The sequence below is a fragment of the Verrucomicrobiia bacterium genome (assembly GCA_026414565.1).
In the GTDB taxonomy this organism is placed as follows: Bacteria; Verrucomicrobiota; Verrucomicrobiia; order Limisphaerales; family Fontisphaeraceae; genus Fontisphaera.
The window spans coordinates 145129-169437 of record JAOAIT010000009.1 but is presented as its reverse complement, the minus strand read 5'-3'; the positions used below and the strand labels follow the sequence as shown (position 1 = coordinate 169437).

Sequence of the window (24309 nt, the reverse complement as noted above, 5' to 3'; positions counted from 1 at the left end):
GTGCGGCAAGGGCAGCCCCCAATGTAAAAGCTGGGCCGCAGGCAGGCCAGAGATTTATGGGGATGCCTCAGCCCCTCAGTTGTCGCGGCACTGGTTTTCGGTTAAAGTAGCCCTGTGAAGCATCTCAGCATGGGCGCCAGCCGGCGCCGGTGGGGCCAATGGGCACTGGTGGCACTGATGGTATTGGGGTGGATTGATGGGGCATGGGCCGCCAGCCGTGAAATCCGCCTGCGGAATGAGCGCATCACCCCACCACCCAAGGCCGCCAGCGGGGGGCTGATGGCCGCCATGCCGGTCAATGGCCTGTACCTCGTGCAATTCACCGGCCCGCTGCAGCCCGAATGGCGGGCGGAGCTGGCCGCCCTGGGCGTAGAGCTGCTGTGGCACGTACCCGAGGACGCCTTTGTGGCCCGGCTGGTCAACGTATCTCTGCCAACCCTCACCGCGCGGCCATACGTCCATTGGGTGGGAGAATACCGCCCGGATTACAAAGTGCTCCAGGGACTTTTTCCTGCAGGTTTGGCCAACGCCGCCGAGGCCAAAGCAAACATCCGGGTATTGCTGGCGCCACGGGCGAGCCTGGCCGAGCTGGCCGCTTTGCGCCGGTTGTGGCCGGGTTTTGCGGGCGCCACCCGCACCCATGCCACGCTGATCTGGCATGGCCAGGCCACGCCCCGGCAGGTCCAACTCCTGGCCCAATCCCCCGCCGTGCTATGGGTTGAACGCGCCCCACAACCCCGGTTGTATGACGAAATCGCCACCAAGATCGTCGCCGGCGAAGATGGTGAAATTGGCACCCAGGCTTTGGTCCATCAACTGGGCTTTGATGGAAGCGGCGTCACGGTCAGCGTGGCGGATTCCGGTCTCGACACCGGCCGGACGACACCCATTCACCCTGACATTGCGGGGCGCATCGGCCCCTTCTTTTATTACGGCACGCTGACGGATGCCGCGGATGAGCACGGCCATGGCACGCATGTGGCCGGCATAATTGCGGGCAACGCTGCCACGGGCGAGAAGGATGAATACGGCTACCTTTACGGTCTGGGGGTGGCGCCCGGGGTGCGACTCGTGACGCAGCGCATGTTTGACGGCGCCGGCGCCTATGAAGCGCCACCCAGCTTCGCGACACTTACCCGCGATGCCGTCCGCGCGGGTGCGGAAATCGGCTCCAACAGTTGGGGCGATGACACCCACGGCCGCTATGACCTCAGCGCCATGGAATTTGATGCCCTGGTGCGCGATGCCGACGAACTGGCTTTTGGCGATCAGCCTTACATCCTCGAATTCTCTGCCGGCAACGCCGGTCCCGGCGCGCAAACCATCGGCAGCCCCGCCGTGGGCAAAAACGTCATTGCCACCGGCGCCTCCCAGAATGACCGCAGCGGCTTTTTCCTGTTTGAGGATGGGATCGAGACAATGGCCGATTTCTCCAGCCGCGGCCCCTGCGAGGACGGGCGCATCAAACCGGACGTGGTGGCCCCGGGCACGTGGATAGCCTCGCTGAAGTCTTCCCTGGCCCCGGAGGACAACGCCTGGGCGCCGATCTCCTCGTATTATTTCTACATGGGCGGCACCAGCCAGGCCGGGCCGCACGTATCGGGAGCCGCCGCGGTGTTCGTGCAGTATTACCGCCTCACGCACACCAACCAGACACCCTCCCCTGCGCTGGTCAAAGCGGCGCTCATTGATAGTGCATGGGATATGGACGACACGGTTGAAACCGGGCCGGTCCCCAACCCCGATGAAGGCTGGGGCCGGGTGGATTTGACGGAACTCATCGGCACAGAGCGGCGCCACGTAATGGTGGATCAAACCGTGCCCTTGCGCACCGGCCAGGCCTGGGAATACCGGTTTGTCGTGAGCAGCGGCGCGGAGCCGTTGAAGGTGACCTTGACCTACACCGATGTCCCCGGTCTGCCGGCCGCCATCCCGGCCCTGGTCAACGATCTGGATCTGGTGGTCATTGGCCCCGATGGCACGCACTATCACGGCAATCAAATGTGGGAGGGTGAATCGGCCCCCAACCCGCCTTCGTATGACAACCTGAACAACGTGGAGGGGGTGAGACTGCGGTCACCGGTCCCCGGCCAGTACACCGTCCGCGTGCAGGCCCGCAACGTGCCCATGGACGCGCGGGCTGACACGCCGGCGGTGGATCAGGACTTCGCATTAGTCATTTCCGGACTCCTGCCCATTCCGGGCATGGGGGCCGTTTTCATGGACCGCAGTTTTTACCGGGCACCCGATGTCATCAAACTCTCACTTTTTGATTCCGATCTGGCCGGCCAGCCCTCCGTCCTGGTGCGCATCCACAGCGCCACTGAAACCAACGGGGAACCGGTCACCCTCACCTCCGCTGGCACCACCGGATTGTTCACCGGCGCCGTGGCCACCGCCACCGGGCCGGCCGCCAGCGATACACGCCTGCAACTGAGTCATGGCGACTGGATTGAAGCGCGTTATTTTGATGCGTCGGCCAACGTCACCCGCACCGCCACCGCTCAAGCCGACTTTGTGCCGCCGGTCATCAGTGCGCCGGGGGTCACCAACCGGCTGGGGCGCATGATCATCAGTTGGACCACCGATGAACCGGCCAGTGGGGCGGTATTTTTTGGCACCAACCTGGCTCGCGCCACCAACCTCATTGCCGCTCCGCGGCGGGGATTAACGCAGGAGGTGGAGCTGTTGGATCTGCTCCCGGGCCAGCGCTATTTCTTCTATCTCGTGGCCGAGGACATAGCCGGCAACCGCCGCACCAACAATAACAACGGCACTGGTTTTCAATTTATCGCCGTGGCGGCCCCCACCCTGCTGCTGGTGGATGATTACGTGACCTTTCCCATGGATGACAGCCGGGGCGTGCCGCTTTCGGCCTACACCACCGCCCTCAACGCCAGTGGCATCAGCTACGATGTCTGGTCCGTAGCCTCCCGCGGTTATCCCACCACCAATGATTTAAGGGCCTTCAAGGTGGTCTGGTGGCGGCTGAGCGACAGTTTATTTGGCGGGCTTTATGGTTATCAGGGGCTGCTTTCGGCACAACAGAACACCCTGCGCGCCTATGTGCAATCCGGCGGCGGCCTGTTGCTGGCCTCCATGGAGCTGCTCTCGCGCCTGGGCACCAGCGAGAGCAGCCTGGCCTTCAAATCGAATGTGCTCCAGGTGGCCTCGTTCATTGAAGATGCCGGCGTGGATACCATTCAAGGCGTGCCCTTCGATTCGACCACCAGCGGCGTGCTGCTGGATTTAGACTACACCAACTACGAAAGCGCCTTTCTGGAGTTGCTGGGCCAGTCCCCCAACGTATCGGATGTCATCATTCCCACCACCAATGCCGTGCCCATTCTTTACTCGGCAGGCACCAGCGAAATTGTCGGCATCCGTTATCCTCCGCTGGGGACGGACTCGACCGGCCGGGTGGTGTTTTTGTCCTTCCCCATGGACGCCGTGCCCGCGAGCGGCCCGGCCCCCAACAACCGCGCCAGCCTGGTGCGCAATCTGGTGGATTTCCTGGCCCCCGGCGAAGGGGGACGGGGCGCGCTGGCGTTGGATCGCAGCCATTATACCGTCCCCAGCCAGGTCATCATCGAGGTGGGCGACAGTGACCTCGCCGGCCAAGGTACGTTGTCCGTCACCGCTCGCACCACTACGGCCACCAATGGCCTGGTGGTGCAGTTGACCGAGACGGTGCGCCGCGGCCTCTTCCGCGGTTTTATCAGTCTGGTGGCGCCGTCCAACGCCCCCGCCCCCGGCCGTCTGCCGTCGCGTCACGGCGACACGCTGATGGTTGAGTACCTCGACGCCTCGGCCAACGCCACCTTGCGCTCGCTCGCGCTGGTGGACACCGTGCCGCCGGTCATTGCCCATGTGCTGGCCGAGCCGGATTACGAAGACATTACCATATCGTGGATCACCTCGGAGCCTGCCGAGGCGCTGGTGCAATACGGCGAGTCGCCATCGCCGCTGGCCCTGACCCGCACGGCGTACCGCGCCACCACCGCCACCACGCATGAGCTGCTGCTCAACGGCCTGTTGCCGGATAAAACCTATTATTTCCAGGTGGTCAGCCGCGATGCCGCCGGCAACGTGGCCGTGGACGACAATCAGGGACAATACTACGCCGCCCGCACCTTGCGCCCGCGCGCTGTGCCGTTTGCTGAAGCCTTTGACGTGACGGATGGAGGTTGGAGCGTCTTCAGCAGCGATGACTCCATGACAGAATGGCTTTGGGGACCGCCCAACAATCCCTGGGGGGAGACTTCGGCCCATTCGCCGCCCAACGCGTGGGGGAGCAATCTTAACGGCCGTCGGCTGGATTGGGCCGAAACTTTCCTTATCAGCCCCGCCATCAATCTTACTGGCGGCAATCAATTCAAGCTCCGCTTCTGGCACAGCTATGATTTCGTGGCCCAGAGCGAGCTGGACATTTTGGAAACCGGCATCCTGTACGTCTTCACCAACCGCCTCAGCGATCCCGTGACGTTGGCCGAGTTTTACGACGCCTCCGGCGGCTGGACGGCGGAGGAAATTGACCTCTCCCCCTACGCCGGCCGCACCGTGTATCTGGTCTGGCATTACCTGCTGCTGTCCCTGGAGGCAGAGAACCGCGCCGGCTGGATGGTGGACGATGTCTCCCTCACCGTCAGCAATGTGGTCCCCGGCACCATTGTCATTACCAACAACCTCGCCCAGACTCTCTTTGCCCTCACCGGCCCGGTCAACCGCAGCGGCGCCGGGACCTTCGCGCTGGTCACCAATGCCCTGCCCGGCGACTATCAAATCCAGTATTCCGACGTGCCGTATTATGTGAGGCCCACCAACCGCAATGCCCGGCTGGAAAGCGGCCAAACGCTGGTGTTCACCGGCCAATACACCTTCCCCGATGTCAATCAAAACGGTATTTCCGATCTGTGGGAGCAGGAGTTTTTTGGTGCGGCGGCCCCCGGCTATTCTGGCGCCGGGGATCGCGATGGCGACGGCATGACCGACTACGCCGAATTCATTGCGGGCACCAATCCCACCAATGCCCTCTCGCGCTTTTACTTCACCCCCCCGGCGCGCCAGCCGGATGGCAGCCTGCAATTCAGTTGGAGCACGGTGCCGGGCCGGGGTTATCGCCTGCATGGCACGACCAACGCCAGCAGGTGGTTTATCCTCCGCGACTGGACGCGTGCCAGCAGCAGCTTCCTCACCGTGCCGGTGGCCCCCGCCACCAATCCGCCGGTTCTCTGGCTGCGCATTGAAGTGCAGCCGTAGCCATGCTCGTCGCCCTGCACAAACCGTTTGGCGTTTTATCCCAGTTTACGCCGGATGGTTCAGGCCACCGGACTCTGGCCGATTTTAATCTGCCGCCGCGGGTTTATCCCATCGGGCGGTTGGACGCCGATTCCGAGGGTCTGCTCCTGCTCAGCGACGAGCCGGAGTGGAATGCCCGGCTGTTGCTTCCGAGCCGCAGCCATCCGCGCGAGTATTGGGCGCAGGTCGAGCGAATCCCCACCGAGGCCGCCTTGCGCACCCTGGCCCAAGGCGTGCTGATTCAGGGCCATCGCACCCGGCCCTGCCGGGTGTGGCGGCTGGAGCCGCCCCCGGATGTTCCGCCACGCAATCCGCCCATTCGTTTTCGCAAAAACGTGCCTGATTGCTGGATTGCCCTGGAGCTTACCGAGGGCAAAAACCGCCAAGTCCGCCGGATGACTGCCGCGGTCGGGCACCCCACCCTTCGCCTGATCCGGGTGCGGATCGGAAGCTTTTGGCTGGGCGATCTGCCCCCCGGCCAATGGCGCATTCTGACCCCGGCAGAGCGGGACGAGGTCCTCGCCCGCAAAGCATAAGGTGGCCCTCATGCCCTCTGCGAATTTCCCATGACGGGATGGCACAGGCCCTTTGCCGGTCATGGGTTTCTGTTGCAGCCGACACGGCAGCCCGCGCCTTTCGGCTGGATAATTTTGGGCCGAGGCCAATAATCGCCCGCCATGATGATGACATCGAATCAGGCTTCCCCCGTGCGGGTGGCCATCGTCGGCGCGTCCGGTTATTCCGGCGAAGAACTGGTGCGTTTGTTGTTGCGGCATCCGGCGGTTAAGCTGACGGCCGTGACATCCCGGCAATACGCCGGGCAACCGCTGACCCAGGTTTTTCCCCGGTTTGCCGCCCTGCCAGAGGCGCGCGGGCTGGCTTTTGTGGAGCCGGAGGTGGAACGGCTGGCCCGCGAAGCCGACGTGATATTTCTGGCGCTGCCGCACGGTGTGGCGGCGGAGTTTGCGCAGCCCCTTCTGGCCAGGGGCCGGCGGGTCATTGACTTGAGCGCTGATTTCCGGCTGCGCGATGCCGCCGTGTACCAGGATTTTTACGGCCATGACCATCCCGCCCCGGAATTATTAAAGCAGGCAGTCTATGCGCTGCCCGAAGTGTATCGGGAAGCCATCCGGGGCGCCCAACTGCTCGCCTGCCCCGGCTGCTATCCCACCAGCATTTTGCTGCCGCTCATCCCCCTCCTGCGGGACGGGCTGGTTTTACCGCAGGGCATCATTGCCAATTCCCTGAGCGGCGTCAGCGGTGCGGGACGCAAGGCCGAGCTGGATTACCTGTTCTGTGAGTGCAACGAAAGCATGCGCGCCTACGGCATTCCCAAACATCGGCATCTCTCGGAGATTGAACAGGAGCTTTCCCGGGCGGCGGGACAGCCGGTGATGATTCAATTCACCCCCCATTTAATCCCCGTGAACCGGGGCATTTTAACGACGTTGTATTTGACCCCTGCCACCCCGGCCCAGGGCGCAGAAGCCGCCGCGGCCCTAAGCCGGGGGGTGGCCGAGTGTTATGCGCGAGCTTATGCCAACGAGCCGTTTGTGCGCCGGCTGGAAGGCAAGGCCCTGCCCGACACCAAAAATGTGGTGGGCACCAATTTCCTGGATCTTGCCTGGCGCGTGGATCCGCGCACGGGGCGGCTGCTGGTCATCAGTGCCGAGGATAATTTGGTCAAAGGCGCCAGCGGCCAGGCCGTGCAAGCCATGAACATCGCCTGTGGTTTCCCTGAGACCACCGGGCTGTTTTAAGGCCGCGCCGAGGTCCCGTCAGCACCCGGCACAATACCGCCCATGGACCATCGGCCCCTGTGGCGGTGGGAAAATGTGCCTGCCATTCCGTTTGGCCGATTCTGGCCTAAAAATGGGGGGTAACCCTGAGGTTTTGTTCTGAATTCATTGACCCACGCCGGCGGGTGCGGTTAAATTAGTGTCATGGTACGCAGGCTGATTTGGGGATGCCTGTTGGGGCTGGCGTGCAGTGGCTGGGGCGCTGAACGAGCCGCGCTCATCCAAATTAAAGGGGCTATTGGCCCGGCCACGGCCAGTTATATTGCCCGGGCCATCCGTGTAGCGCAGGAGGCCCAAGCCCAGTGCCTGATTATCCAACTGGACACCCCCGGCGGCTTGTTGGACAGCACCAAGGACATTGTGCAGTCCTTCTACGATTCCCCCGTGCCCACCGTGGTTTATGTGGCCCCTTCTGGGGCGAGCGCCGGCAGCGCCGGCTGTTTCATCACCCTGGCGGCGGATATTGCCGCCATGGCCCCCAACACCACTATTGGCGCGGCGCATCCGGTGGCCATGGGCGGCGGCGGAGGCGAGCAGAAACCCGACGAGGTGATGAAGCAGAAAATGGAAAGTTTCGCCACCAGCTTCATTGAGAGCATTGCCCATCGCCGCCAGCGGAATGTGGAATGGGCCAAGGCGTCGGTCCGGGAAAGCGCGAGCCTCACTGCCGAGCAGGCACTGGAAAAGAAGGTGATTGATTTGATTGCGAAAGACGTTGCGGATCTGCTGCAACAAATGGACGGCCGGCCGGCCCAGGGACGCGCCCTGAAAACCAGGGAAGCCCAAGTGCAACCCATTCCGATGATCATGCGGGAGCGCGTCTTCCAGATGCTGTGGCGGCCGGAGATTATGTTCATCCTGATGCTCATGGCGGTGTATGGTATCTTGGGCGAGTTGAGCAATCCGGGCGCCATTCTGCCGGGCGTGGTGGGGGCCATCTCGTTAATCCTGGCGCTCTATCTGGCCGCCGTCCTGCCGGTGAACGTGGCCGGGGTGGCCTTGCTGCTGCTGGCGGTAGGACTGTTTATTGCCGACATTTACGCCACCACCCACGGCGTGCTTACCGTCGGCGGGGTTATCAGCTTTTTTCTGGGGGCCTTGATGCTCTTTGATCGCACGGAGCCGTTCTGGCGGCTCTCGCTGGGGATGATTATTCCGGCCACCGTGCTCACCACCGCATTTTTTGTCTTTGTGGTGGGTGCCGGCTTGAAAGCCCAATTCCTCCGCACCAAGACCGGAAAGGAGGGCATGATCGGCCAGACGGCCAAAGTCATTGCCGCCACGGGCCCCGGGGCGGCCAAAGTTTTTGTGGAAGGTGAATACTGGAACGCCCTCAGCCCGGTGGATCTCGCCCCCGGGCAGGAGGTGGAAATCGAGGCGGTGGAAGGACTGACCTTGAAAGTAAAACCCAAACCCACAAACCCGGAGACCAAACCATGAACCTGCTGGAAAAACTGATGAGCGCTCTCGGCTGGCTCATTCCCATCGTGGTGCTCGCCTCGCTGGTGCTGCCCTCGATGATTCGCGTGTTGCGTGAGTATGAGCGCGGCGTGATCTTTCGGCTGGGCAAACTGCTCGGCGCCAAGGGGCCGGGACTGATCCTCCTCATTCCCGTGGTGGACCGCATGGTCAAAGTGGATTTGCGCGTAGTCACCATTGATGTGCCCCGCCAGGAAGTCATGACGCGGGACAACGTGCCGGTCACCGTGGATGCCGTCGTGTATTTCCGCGTGGTGGACCCGGAAGCCGCAGTCGTCAAGGTGGAGCACTACCTGCGCGCCACGGCACTCATGGCCCAAACCACCCTCCGCAGCGTGCTTGGTCAGGCCGAGCTGGATGAACTCCTCGCCCACCGCGAAAAGATCAACCAGACTTTGCAGGAAATCCTGGACCGCCAGACGGACACCTGGGGCGTCAAGGTGACCTCGGTGGAGGTGCGCGACGTGGTGCTGCCGGACGGCATGAAGCGCGCCATGGCCAAGCAGGCCGAAACGGAGCGCGAACGCCGGGCCAAGATTATCAACGCCGAGGGCGAGTTTCAGGCCGCGGAAAAGCTCGTGCAGGCGGCGGCCATGATCAGCAAGGAGCCGGTGGCCCTGCAACTGCGTTTCCTGCAAACCATGCGCGAAATCTCCAGCGAGCACAACACCACCACCTTCCTGCCCCTGCCTATTGATCTGTTTTCCGCCTTTATCAAAAAAATGGAGGAACCCCCGCGGCGGGAAGGATAAAACGCTGGTTTGCAGGCAGAAACGGGCTGCTTGCTGATGATAACCGCCGGCCACGGTCCAGTGCGGAACCAGAACATCGCCCCGGCCGCAATTCCGGTTGAAAAATCCCCCGCCCGGCGGCATCTTTTCCGACATGCAAAGTGTTATCAAAGGTCCGGTCTATGTGGTGCGGGACAATATTGACACCGATCAAATCATCCCCGCGCAGTTTTTGAACCTCGTGCCCACCATTCCGGCCGAGTACGAAAAACTGGGCAGCTACGCCTTGTGGGGACTGCCGGAGTCGCAGTACCCCATCCGTTACGTGAAGGAGGGCCAGCTCGACAGTGAATACCCCATCGTCATTGCTGGACGCAATTTTGGCTGCGGCAGCTCGCGGGAGCATGCCCCCATTGCCCTGGGCTCCGCCGGGTGCCGCGCGGTGGTGGCCGAAAGTTTTGCGCGCATCTTTTTCCGCAACTGCGTGGCCACCGGCGAGCTGTATCCCTGCGAAAGCGTGGAGCGCCTTTGTGACGTCCTGAAGACCGGCGAAGTGGTCACTGTGGATTTGGACGCCGGCACAGTCACCGTCGAAGCCACCGGCAAGGTGTTCAAACTCAAACCGCTGGGGGATGTGCGTCCGGTGGTGGATGCTGGCGGGTTGTTCAATTATGCCCGCAAAACCGGCATGATCCCCAGCCGGGGTTGAAACACCCCCCAAGTCCTACATCTCTTAATAAAACAGGCGCTTCCTCACGGAAGCGCCTGTCTGCTGTCAATCCTGTACCAGGCCGGGTTTAGGCCGTGGTCTCACCCACCTGGAAGCGAACGAAACGGCGTACAGTGATGCGGTCATCGAGCTTTTTCGCCACTTCTTCGATGTACTTGCCCACGCTGATTTCGCCGTTGCGCTTGACGAAGCCCTGATCCACCAGGCAATAGCCCTGATAGAACTTCTCGAGCTTGCCCGCCACAATCTTCTCGATGGCTTGCGGGGGTTTCCCCTTGGCCTGCTCGGCGGCAATTTCGCGCTCCTTGGCCACCACGTCGGCCGGCGCCTGCTCCCGCGACACCACATACGGATGCCCGGCCGCGATCTGCAGGGTGATGTCCTTCACCAGTTCGCGGAACTGCTCCGTGCCCACCGTGGCTTCCTTTTCCGCCCCCACCTCCACCAGCACGCCCAGCTTGCCGCCGGTGTGGATGTAGGCCGCCACCATGCCGTGGCCGCTAACCTCAATGCGCGCATGCCGGGCAATGGCGATTTTCTCACGAATCGCATTGAAAATGGCCAGCCGGTCCGGCTCCAGGTCCACGTTGGGATCCGCCGCCAGTTTTCGGGCGCATTCCTCGGCAAACTTGATGAAGCTTTCGTTGCGCGCGACGAAGTCGGTAATGCAATTGACCTCGATGAGCACGCCCACCCGGGCACCCGGGGCGATGTATTGCGCGATCACCCCCTCGCGCGCCTCGCGGCCTTCCATCTTGGCCGCGCCGGCAATGCCCTTCTTGCGGAGGTATTCCACCGCCGCCTTCAAATCACCGTTGGTTTCCAACAGCGCCTTCTTGCAATCCATCATGCCCACGTTGGTCATCGCCCGCAATTGAGCGACCAGGGCAGCAGTAATCTCAGCCATAAGACACAAACTCCCGTTTGAATAGGTTTAAGCGAAAAACTCAGGAGGCCGTCGCCGCGGAAGCCGCTGTGACCGGCGCCGGCGCCGACGCCGCCGAGGCCGGCACTTCCTCTGCTGGCTTCTGCCGGGAGCGGCCGGCCTCAAGTTCCGTCCGCGCCTTGGCGATGGTGGCCACCACGGTGTTCAGGATCAACCGCACCGAGCGGATGGCATCGTCGTTGCCGGCAATGGGATAAGTAATCGGATCGGGATCGCAATTGGTATCCACAATCGCCACAATGGGAATCTTCATCCGCACCGCCTCCGCCACGGCGTTGTGCTCGCGGCGCACGTCCACCACAAACAGGGCCGCCGGCAGACGGTGCATGTCGCGAATGCCATCCAGGTACTTGAACAACCGGCTGTGCTCGCGCCGGATTTTCGACTGCTCCTGCTTGCCGTAGCCGGCCAGCGTGCCATCGGCATCCATCTTTTCAATCTGCTTCATCCGCTTGATGGAGTTGCTGATGGTCGCAAAATTCGTCAACGTGCCGCCCAGCCAGCGTTCGGTGACAAAAAACTGCCCGCAGGCCTTGGCCGCTTCCTTCACCGCCTCCTGCGCCTGTTTCTTGGTGCCCACAAACAGCACCGAACCGCCCTTGCGCACCGTGTCATACAAAAAGTCGCATGCCGTCTCCAACTGGGCCAGCGTCTTGCTCAAATCGATAATGTGGATGCCATTGCGCGCGTCAAAAATAAACGGACGCATCTTGGGATTCCACCGGCGGGTCTGGTGCCCGAAATGCCCCCCCGCCTCCAGCAGTTCTTTGACCCCGACCATGATCTTGGCTTCGCTCGTCATTCAGTTGTTCCTTTTGGTTGCCAGCCGGCGGCTCGCCGCCGACCATCCCGCGGAACCCGGGATTGATAACTGTTGTTGTTGTGGCCGCCGCGCCCCAGCGGGCACGGTGCGCATTAAGGCCGTTAACCCTTTGCGGTCGCCCGCAAAGAGCCGGAAACATAGCAAATCCCCGTCACCCGGCAACAGGAAATTTTTACGGGATGGCAAGCCGGAAACGTCCATTCCATGACCAGCTCCGGGGCTGCTGGCTTACCATGTATTCCCCGGCCAACTAAAGGGGGCTGATGTGAACCCCTGGACAGCGGATTAAGCCGTGGATATGGCGATATTCTCCTTGTCAAAAGCGGCCATTTTTGCTTGGATATTTGCACCCAAACATCCAGGTGGCTGGTGGTGTCTGTACCGGCAGCCGTCCCAAACAACCAAACGCCTTCTACGTTTTGCTGGTCTCTGCCGATACCACGGGCGGACCGGCGATGTAAATGTCCTCGCGGGAGCGCAGTTGCGCCAAAATCATTTCGACAGTGCGCTCCACCGCGCCCAGATTTTCCTGCACCACGCGATAGGCCTGCCGCCCCACCTCCTGACGTCGCGTCTCGTCGCTGAGCAGGCCGGCCACTGCGGCTTCCAGTTCTTCCGCGTTGGCGACCTGCAGCGCGCCGCCCCGGCTGACCAGCAGTCGCGCCACAGCTTCAAAGTTCTGCATGTTGGGGCCAAATATCACCGGCCGTGCCAGCGCCGCCGGCTCCAGCGGATTTTGTCCGCCCTCGGCGGCGAGGCTTTTACCCACAAACACCACGTCGGCATGCGCATAGAAATGGCGCAGCTCGCCTGTGGTGTTTACCAGCAGGCAATCCACCGCACCCGGCGCCAACTGAGTGCTGGCGGTGATCTGGTTGCGAAAAAATACCCGCGCCCCCGCCGCCACCATGTCCTCCATCGCCTCCTTCGCCCGCTCAAAATGCCGGGGCACCACAATCAGGAACAGCTCAGGGAACCGTTGCCGCAGGCGCAGATACACCCCGGTCACGAGTTTTTCCTCGCCGGGATGCGTGCTGCCCGCCACCCAGATTTTGGCGCGGGGGGGCACGCCCAACTGCCGCAGCATGGCGGGAACGTCCAGCACCTTGCGCTCCTCCAACTGGGCGGCATCAAACTTCAAGTTGCCCACCACATGCACCGCTTCGGGACGGCATCCCAGGCGGCGCAATTTCTCGGCGTCGGCTTCATTCTGGCAGCCCACGCCGGCGAACCCCGCAAACAGCGGCCGGAAGATGCCGCTCAGCAGGCGATACCCACGGTAGGAGCGGGCGGAGAGCCGGGCGTTGACGAGGAAAACCGGGATGTTCAGACGCCGGAGGCGGGTCAGGAAATTGGGCCAGATTTCCGCTTCCACCAACACCACCGCCACCGGATGCAGCACGGCGATGGCCTTGCGCACGTATTTGGGAAAGTCAATGGGGTAATAGACCTTGAGGATGTGGGAGGGCAGCCGTTTCTCCAGCTCGCCCATGCCGGTGGTGGTGGTGGTGGAGACCACGATTTTGACGTTGGGCAGACGCGGCTCCAGGGCGCGAATCAGTTGCGTACAAAGGTTGACCTCCCCCACGCTCACCGCGTGCAACCACAGAACCTGGCGATTGGTCACAGCGTGGCGCACGTGGCCGCCGTACCGGGCAAACCGCTGGCCAAATCCCCGCCTCCAATTTCCCCGCCTCCACAATTTGAAAAAATACCAGGGCGCACTAAGGATGAAGCCCAGTGTAAACAACAGGTTATAAATCCAATGCCACACTGGCTCCATGAAACTGAAAACTCCCCGCAACTCAAGTCCAAAAGCCGGCATCCCGCGCGATTGGGATTACCCTGAATTTTTCTGCTTGAGCGATTTATTAGAAATCGGCATAAAGCAACGCCATGAGCAACAACACCGCAAACACACTACCAACCTATATCACCAGTGCCACGCCCAACCCGGCCGCCAACCGGGCGCCGTGGTACAAGAACACCGCCCCCACCTATGCGGGCATTTTCTTGTGGTTTGTGTTCTGGGCCAGCGCCTCCGGGAGCGATAACATTGCGCAAAGCACCCTGGCGCAAGGGGTGGGTTGGGCTCTGATCAGCCTCGTCATCTCGGCCCTGGTCTGCCATTTCCTGTTTTATTTGGTGCCGGGCCTCTTTGGCCAGAAGACCGGCCTGCCGCTCTACATCGTGGGCACCTCCACCTTCGGCGCCAACGGCGGGTTTATCATGCCGGGCTTCCTCATGGGCGTGCTGCAGTTTGGCTGGTTGGGTGTCAACGTCTATTTCTCCTCCTGCGCCATTGGCGGTTTCTTTGATGCCAAAATCAATCCGGGTGATTTCGCCACCATCCCCATGTGGGTCAAGATCGTGATGGTGGTCTGGGGCGCTTTGGCGGCCTTTGTCGGGTTGAAGGGCATTCAGTACGTCGCCAAAGTGGCCACCTACCTGCCGTTGATTCCCCTGGCCATCCTAATCCTGATGCTGGTGAAAACGCTCGGCAGCGTGGGCGACTTCAAACCGGAGGTGCTCACCGCCCCGGCCGCGGCGGCCGAAGCCCTGACCGGCAAAGCCGCCATGCTGGACGCTTTTGGCGTGCTGGCGTTGATGCTGACGGTGGTGGTGGGCTTTTTTGCCACCGCGGGCGCGGCGGGGGTGGACTTCGGCACCAACAGCCGCGACTGCAAAGACGTGCAATGGGGCGGTTTGGTGGGCATTGCCCTGGCCATCATCTTCACGGCGGGCGCCGCGTTGCTCATCGTGGCGGGCGTCTATGGCAACCCTGAATTGATGAAAAAAGCCGTGACCGATAAAGCGGGCTTAAACGCCTTCAACATGATTGGCGTTATCTTCTCCCAAGACACGGCCCGCTGGTTCAAACTGGGGCTGGCCATTGCGGCATTCCCGCCGGCCTGCTTCTCCTCCTTCATTGCGGCCAACAGCTTCAAGACCACCCTGCCCAAGGTTAACCCCTTTGTGTCTGTGGGTATTGGCGCCGCCGTAAGCATCCTGCTGGCCGTGTTTGGCATCGCGGGCAAAGCTGTGCAGGTGTTCCAAATCATCGGTGCCTCCTTCGGTCCGATTTGCGGCGCCATGCTGGTGGACTATTTGATCAACGGCAAGCGCTGGACCGGCCCGCGTGCGGGCTTCAATCCGGCAGGCTGGATTTCCTGGGCCCTGGGCTTCGTGGTGGGCATCCTCCCCTTCCTCAAGGTCAATGTGCCGGCGGCGCCGGTGGCCGCATTCATCGTGGGCGCGGTGGTTTATTTCGTCTGCGCCAAGGCCGGCCTGCAATCGCAGGTGGTGCCCCTGCCGGCCGCGGAAAAACAATCTGCTTGACCCCGGCTTCCCCAAAAACAAACCGTCCCTCCGTTGCGGGAGGGACGGTTTTTTTATTTCCACGCCAAGTGAAGCGGGAGACCAAAGGTCGCCTCAGCGTTTGTTCAGGGGGCCGTGCACTTTGGCCGCGACTTTCAACCGGAGGGCATTCAATTTGATGAAGCCGGTGGCATCGCCTTGATCATAATCCCGGGTGGGATCCGCCTCCATCGTGGCGATGTGCGGATTGTAAAGGCTGACCGGGGATTTGCGGCCGGCCACCATGATGTTGCCCTTGTAGAGCTTGACACGCACCGTGCCCGTCACGTTGCGCTGGCTCTCGGTCACCAGCGCCTGCAGGGCATAGCGCTCGGGACTGAACCAGTAGCCGTAATAAACCAGCTCGGCGTAACGCGGGATCAAGGAATCCCGTAAATGCATGACCTCCCGGTCCATCGTCAGCGACTCGATCTGGCGATGGGCAAAATGCAGAATGGCGCCGCCCGGTGTCTCGTACACGCCACGCGACTTCATGCCCACATACCGGTTTTCCACCATGTCCACGCGGCCTACACCATGCTTGCCTCCCAGCTTGTTGAGCTTCTTCATCACGCCCAGGGGAGAGAGCTTTTCGCCATTGACCGCCACGCAATTGCCCTGCTTGAACTCCAACTCCACATACTCGGGCCGATCGGGGGCATCTTCCGGCGCCACCGACAGCTTGAACATGTCTTTGTGTTCCGGCGCAAACATGTCCGTCCAGGGATCCTCAAGCAGACCAGCCTCGAAGGAAATATGCAGCAGGTTGCGATCCATTGAGTAGGGCTTCTTGGCTGTGGCCTGGACGGGAATGCCCTTGGCCTCGCAGTATTGAATCATCTCGGCCCGCCCCGGAAACTGCGCCCGAAAAGCGGCGTCCCGCCACGGGGCAATGACCTGAATATCCGGCGCCAGGGCGGCCGCCGTCAGCTCAAATCGCACCTGGTCATTGCCCTTGCCGGTGGCGCCATGGGCAATGGCATCGGCCTTTTCCTTGCGGGCAATCTCAATCATCCGCTTGGCGATCAGCGGCCGGGCAATGCTCGTGCCCATGTAATATTGGCCCTCATAGATGGCCCCGGCCTGGATCATCGGAAAAATAAAATCCCGCGCGAATTCCTCCTGCAAGTCATCAATATAAACCTTGGAGGCGCCGGTCTTTTTGGCTTTTTTCTCCAAGCCCTTGAGTTCCTCCTCCTGGCCGATGTTGGCGCAGAAGGCGATCATTTCCGCGTTGTACTTTTCCTTGATCCAGGAGAGCAGCACCGAGGTGTCGAGGCCGCCCGAATATGCCAGCACGATTTTCATAATGTTCAACTTTGCGTGCCCGATTCAACGGCAACCCCGGCGGGAAGTCAAACTTTCCGCAGGCCGCCCCGGCGCAATTCCGGGAGCCAGCCAAGGGATGGCGCCGGCTCAGCGCAGCCAGATCAGCAACATCACCTGCAGCACTCCCAATACCAGCAGTACCCCCCACGTCAGCCATTCCCGCATTTTGAGCGAGCGCAAGGGCGCTGGCGCCAGCCAGAAACGCAGCTTCAAGCCGCCCAGTTCCAACACATCGCCGTTGCGCAGCAGCGCACGCCGCATCGGTGTGCCGTTCACCACCAACGGCGCCTCCCCCAGGGCGTTTACCCGAATTCCTTCGCCCCCTTCCAGCTCAAAGCGCAAATGCTCATCCCACACGCCGGGTTCCTCCGCACAGAAGTCGGCCCCGGCGCGACGTCCCACGCTGAAAGGCAAACGGCGGGCCGTTTGCACCGTGCCCGCCGCCCTGCCGGAAAGAATCTGTAATTGAAACATGCGCCCCTAGAGCCACCGCCGCTGCACAATAATGGTATCCCCCGGATACACCGGCAAATCGAGTCCCGGGTTTTTCTCCGCCTTCTCGCAATCCACCCGCTCGATGGTGCCATCCTGCCGGGTTACGGTGACGTTGTCTTTTTTGCTGAACTCGGTAAAACCACCCGCCGTGGCGATGGCCCGGGTGACGGTCAAATCACCCACATAGGGATAACGGCCGGGCATTTTGACGATGCCGTACACAAAAAAGAAACGGTTCTCCGTGGACATCACGATCACGCTCAAATGTTTGTAATATTTCTGCTCCAGATAAGCGTTGCGGATGTCCTTCTCCAATTGGGACGGCGATTTGCGGGCCGCCTGAATGCTGTTGATGTACGGCAGGGTGATGGTGCCATCCTCCTTGATCCGCTGCTCAAACGGCGGTTTGCCCCGCCATTCCGGGTGCTCCAGGGAGATTTTCACCACATCACCCACCTGCAGAATCTGGCTCGAGGCAGCCACATTGGTAGCTTCGGCGGCCGGGCTGCTGAGGGCCAGACAGGCCAGCCCCAGGAAAAGCCACGCGCCATAAACCCCAAGGCGGCAGAGCTGGCGGTAAAAGAGATGACACACCATACGCATCAAAACATTGGGCCGGTTAATACTTCTGCTTGATCTCCACCTCGGCGGAGGCCTGGCTGGCTTCGCTGCCACCCCGTTTGCTCTTGCTGCGCCGGCTGGAGGATTTGTCGTCGCTGTCCTTGTAATACGACTCTTCGAAGTAACCGCTGTAGTAGTAGTAGTAAGAGTCGGACGACATATTGATGTTGTTCAGCACAATGCCCATCAAGTTGCCACCCACCTTTTCAATCATCTGCTTGGCGCGGATGGTCATGGGTTGCGGATAGCGGCGGTACTGAATGATCTGCAGCGTCATGTCCACCTCGCTGGCCAGGATGGAAGCATCACTGATGCCCATGATGGGCGGTGAGTCAAAGAACACAAAGTCATAGCGCCGCTTCAATTCGGCAATCATCTCCTTCATGGCGGGCGAATTAAGAATGCCCATGGCGCTGCTGGGCAGCTTGCCGCTGGGCATGAAATCCAGCGTCGGCAGGCTGGTGGTCTGAATCACCTCCGCCAGGTTGTTTTGTTTGAGCAAAAAGTTGGTCAACCCGATGCTATTGGAGACCCCCAGCCGCTTGTGCAGACTCGGACGTCGCAGGTCGGAGTCCACAATAAGCACGCGGTTGCCGTTCTGCGCAAACACCACCGCCAGGTTGAACAAGGTGGTGGACTTGCCCTCGCCAGCGCCGGCGCTGACCACGGTCAGGGTATTCCAGCGCTCGTCCTTGCGTGAGAACAATAGATTGGTTCGTAATACTCGATAGGCTTCTGCATGTGGGCTTTCCGGCCCCTCCTCCAACAGATTGCCCACGTTTTGCGGGATGACCCCCAGCACCGGTGCCTGCAAGGCCCGCTCCACATCGTCAATGGTCTTGACGCTGGTATCCAAGTACTCCACAAAGAAGGCCAGTCCGATGCCCAAAATCAGGCCAGCCACCACGCCCAGGCTGATGTTCAGGAGTTTCTTGGGCCGGACCGGCCGCAAAATGGGCTCCGCCTGGTCCACCGGTTTGACCACGGAATACTGGATTTTCTGGTTGTCCAAAATGGCCGCCTGAATGCGCATGTCCAGGGCATTCTTGACGTTGCGCGCCCGCTCCAGCTCCTCTTTGGCGGAATAGTATTCCATCAGCTTGGCGCCCGCCTCGCGGTCACGTTTCTTGGCCTCGTCCAGCCGGTGCGCCAGCTCTTCGACGCCCGCCTTGCTTTTCTCGACGACAGCCTTGAGGCCCTCCAAGATGCCGGTGAGCCGCTCATCCACCAATCGCTCCTGGGTATTGAGCAGATTCACCAGCCGCTTGAATTCGGGGTGCGCCTCGCCGTAATCCTCAGCCGTCAGCGCCAGTTGCTGCTCGGTCTTGTTCAAATCCTCCAGCAAATTCATCAGGATGCTGTCGGGCTGCACGGTGACCAGCGCCCGCTTCAACTCCGTGCGGCTCATTTTGGCCAGTTTTTCGTATTGGGCATTCAGCTCCACGTATCGGGCCTGGGCGTCCACGTGGACTGCATCCAGCCGCCGGATGGTCTCGGAGTCCAAGGTGCCATAAACCCGCCCGCTGTAGGGATCAATGTCATTAATTTCCAGATTTTTACGCAGATGAACCACGTTGGACTCCCGGGCCGAGTATTCCAGTTCCTTGGCCTTCATCTCATCCTGGAGGGTCTGGATGCCTTTCTCCACCAGCGTCAAACGGGTGCGCTGACGGTAGTCCCGATAAGCCTCGGCAATGGCATTGGCGATCTCAGCGGCCTCTTCCGGCTTCTGGCTTTCGACGCGAATTTCAATTATGGTGGTATTGCGGTAAAGGTTGAGGTCCACCATCCTCCGCAAGAGCAGGCGTGTTTCGTCCATGCGGTAAGGCACCTGCATGCCATCCCGGTCAGCAAACCGTTCATTGAGCCGCAACTTGTTAATGACGGCATCCAGCACGGTGGACGATTTGATGATCTCAAACTGGGTTTGCATCCAGTACGGATCAAACGTGGAGACGATGGGACGCTCGCGGAAACCCTCCACATCAGGGATGTCCTTTTCCACTTCGATGCGCGCCACGCTTTCATAGGTGGGCGGCAGGAATTGCGTGACCAGGGTGGTGGTCAGCACCACCAGCATAAACACCGTCAGGATCACCGTCTTGCGCACCCGGATGATGCGCCAGTAGTCCAGGAAATGCAGCTTGGTTTCCGCCGGTGGCGTCCCAAAACTTTTCGTACTGTCCATCATAAAAAAAGGAGGCTAGATGTTTTGGGTCCAGCCTCCTCCCACGTTGTCGTTACAGTCTTTGTCCTCGGGATGGCTCCTCGCGGCTGCCGGTTTAGTAAGTGGCCTTCAGACCGATAAACACAAAGTTGCGATGGAAATCGCGCTCCGTGCCGGTCGGCCAGCCGTAGTCCTTCAGCCAGTCAAAGGAGTAGCCCGCTTCGGCGGCCAGGAACTCATTAATCTTGTAGCTGGCCCCCAGGTCCACGCTCAGGTAACCTTCATCCTGGCTGTTGACCAGACCGCCGCGGAAGGTGCCATATTGGTACTGGGCCCCCGCGTTCAGCGTCAGCCGGCTGATGGTGTGGCTGACCCGCGCATAGAAGAAGTGCGCCAATTGATCCACCGTCAGATTGAGCGGCGCCAGGCCGGTGTAACCAATCATGTCAGTGGTCATCCGCTGCAGTTTGTAACCCACCTGGAGGCTGCTGGCCTCCGCCAGCCGATAGCTGGCAGACAAATCAAAATAGGGACTCGTGCGGTTGCTCTGGTTGTTGCGATACGTCACCGTCATCGCCCCCGCGCGGGCGCTCAGCGACAACCGCTCCGACGCGCTGTAATCCACACCCGCAAAGTAATAATGCGACCGTGTGTCACGCAGTTTGGGCGACAGATAAAACAACCCCGTCGGGTCCAAGGTATCCTTGCTGGTGTGGCCAGTGTACATGTACTGGTAGCCCAGCAAACCATCGGTGCGCTCCAGCATGTTGATCCAGCGCACCCCCACCTTGGCCAGGTGTTCGTGCCGGTCCAGAATGGCCGAGTAACTGCCGTTACCTTTCTCCCGATAGTCATACACCGTGAACGAATACCCCGGCTCAATGGCGACGCTCTCCGTCACCCGCGCCCGGAAATCGGCCCCGGCGGTGTTGCGCAGGTTGCTGCCCCGCACCCGCAGGGTCTGCACCGGCTGGGAGGGATTGAGCAGCGTCGGCTCCTGGGCCACCACGAAATCATCATAGAGCGTGAGCCGGAAGCGCTCGCTGAAATCGTGATTGAGCATCAGGTTGGCCAGATGGCTGTAATCCAGCTCGTTATTGATGCGATCCTCATAGTACCGCAGGCCAAATTTGTACGAGGCGTACAGTTGGGTCATCTCCTTGATGATATGACCACGGACCGACGGGCTGACTTCCAAACCAAAGGAATCGCGCCGCAGGCCGCTGCGCAAAGTCGCATAGTTGTCATCGTAAAAACCACGCACCGAGGCCGAGACGCTCCATGGCTTCGCTTGCTCTTGCGGCAGGAGCGTTGGCGGAGTCGCGGCGTTCATGCTGGCAGCGCCCAGGGCGGCCATCCCGGCGGTTGCAAAAAGTTTTTTCATAGCTTTGTTTGTTTTACCTGCGATGACTTGGGGCTCCCCAAAGCCAACTCATGCGATACTTGGGTTTCTTATAGCCAGCCCTGCAAGCCCTTGTCAACGGGTTTATTGTTTTTTTCCGCATTTTTTTTAGGTCAAACACCACGTCTGGCGTCCAATGCCGATTAGACAATTTCCGCCGGCATCCGTTCAAAAAATTACTGGTATTCTTCCATGCCGGCACACGTGCAGACAGGGTTGCGATCCCCCCACACATTGTCCACCCGCCCCACGGCCGGCCAGAACTTGTGCTCCTTCAAGGCCGTCGTGGGAAAAGCAGCCTGCTCGCGCGAGTACGGCCGCGCCCACTCACCGGCAAGCATGTCTGCGGTGTGGGGAGCGTTTTTGAGCGGATTGTTGGCCCGATCCATCTGCCCGGTCTCCACCGCCTGCATCTCGGCATGAATGGCGATCATGGCCTCGCAAAACCGGTCCAGCTCGCGCTTGGATTCGCTTTCCGTCGGCTCCACCATCAACGTGCCAGGCACCGGCCAGGACAGGGTGGGGGCGTGGAAGCCGTAGTCCATCAGGCGCTTGGCCACATCCTCCGCCGTCACCGCCTTGAAGGCGCGCAAGTCCAGAATGCACTCGTGCGCCACGTACCCGTTGCGCCCGCGGTACAACGTCGGGAAATACGGCGCCAGCCGCCGGGAAATGTAGTTGGCATTCAGAACGGCGTAGGCCGTGGCTCGCTGCAAACCTTCCGCCCCCATCATGGCCATGTACATCCAGGAAATGGTGAGGATCGAGGCACTGCCCCAGGGGGCCGCCGAGACAGCGCCGCCTTTTCTCAGTTTGTGAACGCCAGCCAGGCCATGCCCCGGCAGAAACTCCGCCAGCTCCGCGCGCACGGCAATCGGCCCCATGCCCGGCCCGCCGCCGCCGTGGGGGATGGCAAAAGTCTTGTGCAAATTGATATGGCAGACATCCGCCCCCATGTCCCCCGGCCGACACCAACCCACCTGGGCGTTCAGGTTGGCGCCGTCCATGTACACCAGGCCGCCCTGTTCATGGATGATGCGGCACAGCTCGACAATGCCCTCCTCAAACACCCCATGCGTGGAGGGATAGGTTACCATAACACAGGCCAGTTGGCCGGCATGTTGGGCGGCCTTGGCGCGCAAATCCTGCAAATCCACATTGCCCTCCCGATCGCAGAGCACCGGCACCACCTTGAACCCGGCCATGACGGCGCTGGCGGGGGTGGTGCCATGCGCCGACATGGGGATCAGGCAGATGTCCCGCTGGCCCTGGCCGCGGTTACGGTGATGCTGGCGAATGACCAGCAATCCAGCGTACTCCCCTTGCGAGCCGGCGTTGGGTTGCAGGGAAACCGCCGGCAAACCGGTCACCTCCGCCAGCCACGCCTCCAGTTGGGCAAACATTTCCAAATACCCCTGCGCCTGCTCCGGCGGGGCAAAGGGGTGCAACCGCGCAAATTCGGGCCAGCTCACCGGCTGCATGGCCGCGGCGGGGTTAAGCTTCATGGTGCAGCTTCCCAGCGGAATCATGCTTTGGCACAGCGACAAGTCCCGCGCCTCCAACCGCCTTAGATAGCGCAGCATTTCCGTTTCCGAATGGTAGGCGTGAAAGACGGGATGCTTTAGAAACGCGCTCTGGCGGCGCAAGCTCGCCGGCCAGTCCGGCGGGGCTTCGGCTGGGATGTTCCCCGCCAGCTCGCGCACTTTGAAACCGGACGCCCGACCGCGATTGAAGATGGCCAGCAAGACCTCCAAGTCTTCCTCGCAGACCGTTTCGTCCAAGGCCACCACCACCGTATCCGGCCCTGCATACCGCAAATTAACCTGCCGGGCCTCGGCCCAGCCGCGCACCTCGTTCGCCGTGCAGCCGTTTAACCGGATTTTGAGGGTGTCAAACCAAGGTCCGGGGGCTGGCTCATGTCCCAGCCGGGCAACTCCCGCCGCCAGCACACGGGCCAGCCGGTGCACATGCCGGGCAATTCGCGTCAGCCCCTCCGGGCCGTGATAGATGGCATAGGCTGCCGCCATGTTGGCCAGCAGCGCCTGGGCCGTGCAAATGTTGGAGGTGGCCTTTTCTCGGCGAATATGCTGCTCCCGGGTGCCCAAAGCCAGCCGGAGGGCGGGCCGTCCGCGCGAGTCCTTGCTGACCCCCACCAGCCGGCCGGGCATCTGGCGTTTATACGCATCCCGTGTGGCCAGAAAGGCGGCATGGGGCCCGCCAAAGCCCAGCGGCACGCCAAACCGCTGAGCATTACCCACCACAATGTCTGCGCCCATCTCCCCCGGCGGTCGTAAGAGCGTGAGGCTCAACAAGTCCACGGCCATCACCACCATCGCCCCGGCCGCATGGGCCTGTTCCACCAGGGCCGTGTAGTCCTCAATCGTTCCGTAAGTGTCCGGGTATTGCACAAGCACCCCGGCCACGTCGGCGGTGAACTGGAAGGTGGCGGGATCTCCCACTTCCAGATGCGCCCCCAAGGCTTCCAAACGTGTCTGTACCACTTCCAGGGTCTGCGGATGGCAATGCCGCGCCGCCAGGAACCGCCGCCGGTCCTCCCGCAACCGGGCGCACATCATGAGGGCTTCCGCTGCGGCCGTGGCTTCATCCAGCAGGGAGGCATTGGCAATCTCCATGGCGGTCAAATCGCACACCATGGTTTGAAAATTGAGCAACATCTCCAGACGCCCCTGGGAAATCTCAGCCTGGTAGGGGGTGTACTGGGTGTACCAGCCGGGGTTTTCCAGAATATTGCGCTGTATCACCGCCGGCGTGAGGCAATCGTGGTAGCCCATGCCCAGGTAGGAGCGGAAAACGCGGTTTTTCTGGGCCAGTTTGCGCAAGTCCGCCAAGGCCCCGGCCTCGGTACGTGCCGGGGGCAGGGCCAGCGGTTCTTTTCGGCGTATGGCTGGCGGCACCACAGCCTCCATCAGGGCCTCCAATGAAGGCTTACCGCACACCGCCAACATCTCCTCCAGCTCTCTGGCCGTCTGGGGGCCAATGTGGCGGCAGCAAAATTGATCCGGATGCTGCAACCCTTCCTCAGAAGCGGCCTTGGCCCCAGGGCCGCCCTGCGCAACGACGTGTCCTTCAGACATAGAGGGGCAACTTAATCCACCATGCCATTCATGCAAG

At 61.3% G+C, this 24309-nt stretch carries 16 protein-coding genes; 7 read left to right on the top strand and 9 right to left on the bottom strand.

Translation table 11 applies throughout. The features are described 5' to 3' along the window. The first annotated feature begins 114 nt into the window (after positions 1-114). The 6 genes from N3J91_01970 to N3J91_01945 all read left to right on the top strand — a co-directional run bounded on the left by N3J91_01970 (position 115) and on the right by N3J91_01945 (position 10016). Complete coding sequence (locus N3J91_01970; GenBank protein ID MCX8155213.1) at positions 115-5259, top strand: S8 family serine peptidase; 5145 nt, start codon at positions 115-117, stop codon at positions 5257-5259. Positions 5260-5261: 2 nt separating this feature from the next. Continuing rightward, a complete protein-coding gene (locus N3J91_01965; GenBank protein MCX8155212.1) occupies positions 5262-5834 on the top strand; it encodes a pseudouridine synthase in 573 nt (190 codons plus the stop codon). Between the two features lie 147 nt (positions 5835-5981). Beyond that, the gene (gene argC / locus N3J91_01960) at positions 5982-7058 is read left to right on the top strand and encodes an N-acetyl-gamma-glutamyl-phosphate reductase (protein MCX8155211.1); all 1077 of its coding nucleotides are present in this window, start codon (positions 5982-5984) and stop codon (positions 7056-7058) included. 183 nt (positions 7059-7241) lie between these two features. Then, on the top strand, positions 7242-8537 hold the full coding sequence (locus tag N3J91_01955) for a nodulation protein NfeD (GenBank protein ID MCX8155210.1): 1296 nt from the start codon (positions 7242-7244) through the stop codon (positions 8535-8537). Then, the gene (locus tag N3J91_01950; GenBank protein ID MCX8155209.1) at positions 8534-9328 is read left to right on the top strand and encodes a slipin family protein; all 795 of its coding nucleotides are present in this window, start codon (positions 8534-8536) and stop codon (positions 9326-9328) included. The genes N3J91_01955 and N3J91_01950 overlap by 4 nt, the downstream gene beginning before the upstream one ends. 133 nt (positions 9329-9461) lie before the next feature. After that, complete coding sequence (locus N3J91_01945) at positions 9462-10016, top strand: 3-isopropylmalate dehydratase (protein ID MCX8155208.1); 555 nt, start codon at positions 9462-9464, stop codon at positions 10014-10016. A gap of 88 nt (positions 10017-10104) precedes the next feature. On the opposite strand, the gene tsf is transcribed toward N3J91_01945, so the two are convergent. From tsf to N3J91_01930, 3 genes are all read right to left on the bottom strand, one after another. Then, positions 10105-10944, bottom strand: coding sequence for a translation elongation factor Ts (gene tsf / locus N3J91_01940; GenBank protein ID MCX8155207.1), 840 nt, complete (start codon positions 10942-10944; stop codon positions 10105-10107). Between the two features lie 40 nt (positions 10945-10984). Then, positions 10985-11785: a 30S ribosomal protein S2 gene (rpsB, locus tag N3J91_01935; GenBank protein MCX8155206.1), complete on the bottom strand. Its 801-nt coding sequence runs from the start codon at positions 11783-11785 to the stop codon at positions 10985-10987. Between the two features lie 433 nt (positions 11786-12218). Continuing rightward, a complete protein-coding gene (locus N3J91_01930) occupies positions 12219-13589 on the bottom strand; it encodes a 3-deoxy-D-manno-octulosonic acid transferase (protein MCX8155205.1) in 1371 nt (456 codons plus the stop codon). 113 nt (positions 13590-13702) lie between these two features. On the opposite strand from N3J91_01930, the gene N3J91_01925 reads away from it, so the two are divergent. After that, the gene (locus tag N3J91_01925; GenBank protein MCX8155204.1) at positions 13703-15145 is read left to right on the top strand and encodes a cytosine permease; all 1443 of its coding nucleotides are present in this window, start codon (positions 13703-13705) and stop codon (positions 15143-15145) included. A 93-nt stretch (positions 15146-15238) separates the two neighbouring features. On the opposite strand, the gene N3J91_01920 is transcribed toward N3J91_01925, so the two are convergent. From N3J91_01920 to gcvP, 6 genes are all read right to left on the bottom strand, one after another. Next, complete coding sequence (locus N3J91_01920; protein MCX8155203.1) at positions 15239-16480, bottom strand: argininosuccinate synthase; 1242 nt, start codon at positions 16478-16480, stop codon at positions 15239-15241. Positions 16481-16579: 99 nt separating this feature from the next. After that, a complete protein-coding gene (locus N3J91_01915) occupies positions 16580-16966 on the bottom strand; it encodes an FHA domain-containing protein (GenBank protein MCX8155202.1) in 387 nt (128 codons plus the stop codon). Between the two features lie 6 nt (positions 16967-16972). Beyond that, positions 16973-17590, bottom strand: a complete 618-nt coding sequence (locus N3J91_01910) for a polysaccharide export protein (protein MCX8155201.1) — start codon at positions 17588-17590, stop codon at positions 16973-16975. Between the two features lie 16 nt (positions 17591-17606). Next, positions 17607-19799 (bottom strand): polysaccharide biosynthesis tyrosine autokinase, encoded by a 2193-nt coding sequence (locus tag N3J91_01905; protein MCX8155200.1) that lies wholly within the window; start codon positions 19797-19799, stop codon positions 17607-17609. Positions 19800-19890: 91 nt separating this feature from the next. Then, positions 19891-21159 (bottom strand): outer membrane beta-barrel protein, encoded by a 1269-nt coding sequence (locus tag N3J91_01900; protein ID MCX8155199.1) that lies wholly within the window; start codon positions 21157-21159, stop codon positions 19891-19893. Positions 21160-21353: 194 nt separating this feature from the next. After that, positions 21354-24272: an aminomethyl-transferring glycine dehydrogenase gene (gcvP, locus tag N3J91_01895; protein ID MCX8155198.1), complete on the bottom strand. Its 2919-nt coding sequence runs from the start codon at positions 24270-24272 to the stop codon at positions 21354-21356. Between the last annotated feature and the right edge of the window lie 37 nt (positions 24273-24309).